We start from the raw sequence: 2,510 nt of genomic DNA on the forward strand, positions 1-2,510 counted from the left end.
CCGACGGGGCACCGAGTGCGGAGGCCCCGCAGCACGCCCCCGCCGAGGCCGATCCCGCGCCCAAGGCGCGCACACCGCGCCCGGGCACCAAGCAGGCGAAACTGATCGAGATGCTCCGCGCCGAGGGCGGCGCGACCATCGACGAGATCGCCGAGGCGACCAGCTGGAAGCCACACACCGCACGTGGTTTCCTGTCCGGCGCGCTCAAGAAGAAGCTGGGCCTGACCGTCACCTCCGAAAAGGTCGACGGGAAGCGCATCTATCGCATCGCTGACTGACACCGCGAAGATCTTCGGCCGCCGCGCGCTGGGGCCGCGGCGGCTTCACCAGTCTTTACACTCCGCTCACGGTTGGCGACGTTGGTGTCCATGTGCAACCTCTATAGCATGACCAAGCCGCACGATGCGGTCCGACGTTTCTTCACGCGCCGCTGGCCCGCGGACCTTTCCGGTAACCAGCCGCCAATGCCCGCAATCTTTCCGGACATGGCGGCACCGATCGTGCGCAATGCATGCGACGGCCGCGAACTGGTCATGGCCCGCTGGGGCATGCCGACTCCGGCGAAGTATCTCACCGGCCGCAAGGTCGATCGTGGTGTCACCAACATCCGCCAGGTCAAGTCGCCTCACTGGCGGCCGTGGCTCGGCGTAGAGCATCGCTGCGTCGTGCCGTTCACGTCGTTCTCCGAGAACGAGGTCCTGCCCGGTGGCAGTCGTCCCCCGGTCTGGTTCGCTTTCGACGACTCCCGCCCATTGGCATTCTTCGCGGGGCTCTGGACGCGCTGGACTTCGGTGCGCAAGCTGAAGGAGGGCGAGGTCACCGCCGACCTCTTCGGCTTCCTGACCACCGAGCCCAACGCTGTCGTCGGCGCCGTCCACCCCAAGGCCATGCCGGTCATCCTGACCAGTGAGGACGAGGTCGACCACTGGCTGACCGCGCCGACGGTGGAGGCACTGGCATTGCAACGCCCGCTGCCCGACGACGCCCTGCAGATCGTGGCCCGCGGCGAGAAACAGGATCCCTGACCGGCGTCAGCACGCGGTCATCTGTTCCGAACCCTGATCGCCTCGAACAGCCGACGGAGCAGGTAGCCACGCGCCAGCGAGACGCCGACGAAGGCGAGGCCGATGGTCAGATGCTCCGCGAGACCTGTCTCGATCCCGAACCAAGGGAACACGACGATCTGCGTGCCGATCGCCAGAACGTAGCCGAAGACAACGTTTGCCGCGGCCTCGACCATCGACATGGTCCGGCTCTGCTTCATCGCAGGCTCTCCAGAAACGCCGTCACGAATTCCGCCGCGAGCGGCGGCACGATCGCATTGCCGTAGCCCCGCAGCAGCCCCATGCGGCCGGGTATCCCATCAGCCAGCGGGAATGTTCCGGGCTCAACGGGCCGCCAGCGGCCATCGCGGCAGAGGAGCCAGTCCGGATCTCGCCAGACGCCGTCCGTCGCGCCGGTCCCGGCGGGGTCGGCGCCTTCGACCAGTCGACCAGCTTCACCGTCCTGCGGCTCGCATCCGTGTTGCCGGCCGCGTTGTAGCTTTCCGTCGCTGGCGAGCCTGCCATCGCCGTCGGCCAGCCCGCCAGCCAGACCTGCCGGCCGAGCAGCACATTGATCGGCACAGCCGAGCATTCCGATCCGTCCTTGTGATCCCTCGCCGAAGCTGTCGCCCAGCCTGCCCAACTCCCGGGCGACGGCGCCGAAGAACAGCCGCTGGCGGATGTGCGGCGCGCCGATGCCCGCAGCCGGCAGATCGGCCGCCGCGACGGCGTAAGATGCCGCTTCCAGGTCAACCGCCAGAGCGTCGAACCACGCCCAGCCAGCCGGATCCTCAGCCGGTGTTCGAGCCGCGCCGCCAACCGGCCCGAGCACTGCTGCGCTCGCGACCTGCTCGCCGAAGACGAGCCCCGGACGGCATTCTGCAACGAGTCGCAGGAAGGCCGGGGCGAGATGGCGGTCATCGTCCTGTCCCTTGCGCTGCCCGGCCTGGCTGAACGGCTGGCAGGGCGGCGAGCCGGTCCAGACCGGCAGGCTTTCGGCCACGCCCGCGAGGCGCAGCGCGTAGGGCCAGCCGCCGATCCCGGCGAAGAAATGGCATTGCGCGAAGCCGCGCAGGTCGGTGGGCTCCACGTCCAGGATGGACCGCCCGTCTACTGCGCCATCCGGCAGCAGCTTGGCCGCAATCAGCTCCCGCAGCCATGCGCAGGCTGCAGGATCGGCATCGTTGTAATAGACGGCCATCAGGCAGCGGCATCGGCCTTGTCGCCCAGCCGCTCGGCCTTCACTTGCGTGAAGGTCCTGCCGTCGCCGTCCAGGATCGCGTCCTTGCCGGTCTCGACCTGCCAGCGTTCCACGGCGACATCGACGTAAGCCGGGCTGATCTCCATGGCGAAGACGCGACGGCCGTTAGCCTCGCCCGCCATGATCTGCGAGCCGGACCCCGAGAACGGCTCGTAGCAGAGGCCGCCGCGGGCGACGTGCTGGCGCATCGGGATCCCGAAGGCGTC

At 68.6% G+C, this 2,510-nt stretch carries 4 protein-coding genes and 1 pseudogene; 2 read left to right on the top strand and 3 right to left on the bottom strand.

The genetic code is table 11. From position 1 onward, the window contains the following. Both G481_RS26140 and G481_RS0118540 read left to right on the top strand, forming a co-directional pair. A partial coding sequence (locus G481_RS26140; RefSeq protein WP_028031314.1) for a DUF3489 domain-containing protein occupies positions 1-278 on the top strand: 278 nt, incomplete at its 5' end. A gap of 108 nt (positions 279-386) precedes the next feature. Further along, positions 387-1,025 carry an SOS response-associated peptidase gene (locus G481_RS0118540; protein ID WP_245595012.1) on the top strand — a complete coding sequence of 213 codons (639 nt, stop codon included), beginning with the start codon at positions 387-389 and terminating at the stop codon, positions 1,023-1,025. 17 nt (positions 1,026-1,042) lie between these two features. On the opposite strand, the gene G481_RS0118545 is transcribed toward G481_RS0118540, so the two are convergent. From G481_RS0118545 to G481_RS0118555, 3 genes and pseudogenes are all read right to left on the bottom strand, one after another. Beyond that, positions 1,043-1,264, bottom strand: a complete 222-nt coding sequence (locus tag G481_RS0118545) for a DUF7220 family protein (RefSeq protein ID WP_028031316.1) — start codon at positions 1,262-1,264, stop codon at positions 1,043-1,045. After that, on the bottom strand, positions 1,261-2,244 hold the full coding sequence (locus G481_RS0118550) for a DNA cytosine methyltransferase (protein WP_028031317.1): 984 nt from the start codon (positions 2,242-2,244) through the stop codon (positions 1,261-1,263). Before G481_RS0118550 ends, G481_RS0118545 begins: the two co-directional genes overlap by 4 nt. Continuing rightward, a pseudogene (locus G481_RS0118555) lies at positions 2,244-2,510 on the bottom strand (DNA modification methylase); the annotation flags it as partial. The gene G481_RS0118550 and the pseudogene G481_RS0118555, both read right to left, overlap by 1 nt.

Source organism: Gemmobacter nectariphilus DSM 15620 (genome assembly GCF_000429765.1).
Lineage (GTDB): Bacteria > Pseudomonadota > Alphaproteobacteria > Rhodobacterales > Rhodobacteraceae > Wagnerdoeblera > Wagnerdoeblera nectariphila.

What these genes read in the sequence shown, in the direction of transcription:
- G481_RS0118550 (WP_028031317.1), bottom strand. Translation starts at nt 2,244, where the DNA reads ATGGCCGTCTATTACAACGATGCCGATCCTGCAGCCTGCGCATGGCTG.
- G481_RS0118540 (WP_245595012.1), top strand. Translation starts at nt 387, where the DNA reads ATGACCAAGCCGCACGATGCGGTCCGACGTTTCTTCACGCGCCGCTGG.
- G481_RS0118545 (WP_028031316.1), bottom strand. Translation starts at nt 1,264, where the DNA reads ATGAAGCAGAGCCGGACCATGTCGATGGTCGAGGCCGCGGCAAACGTT.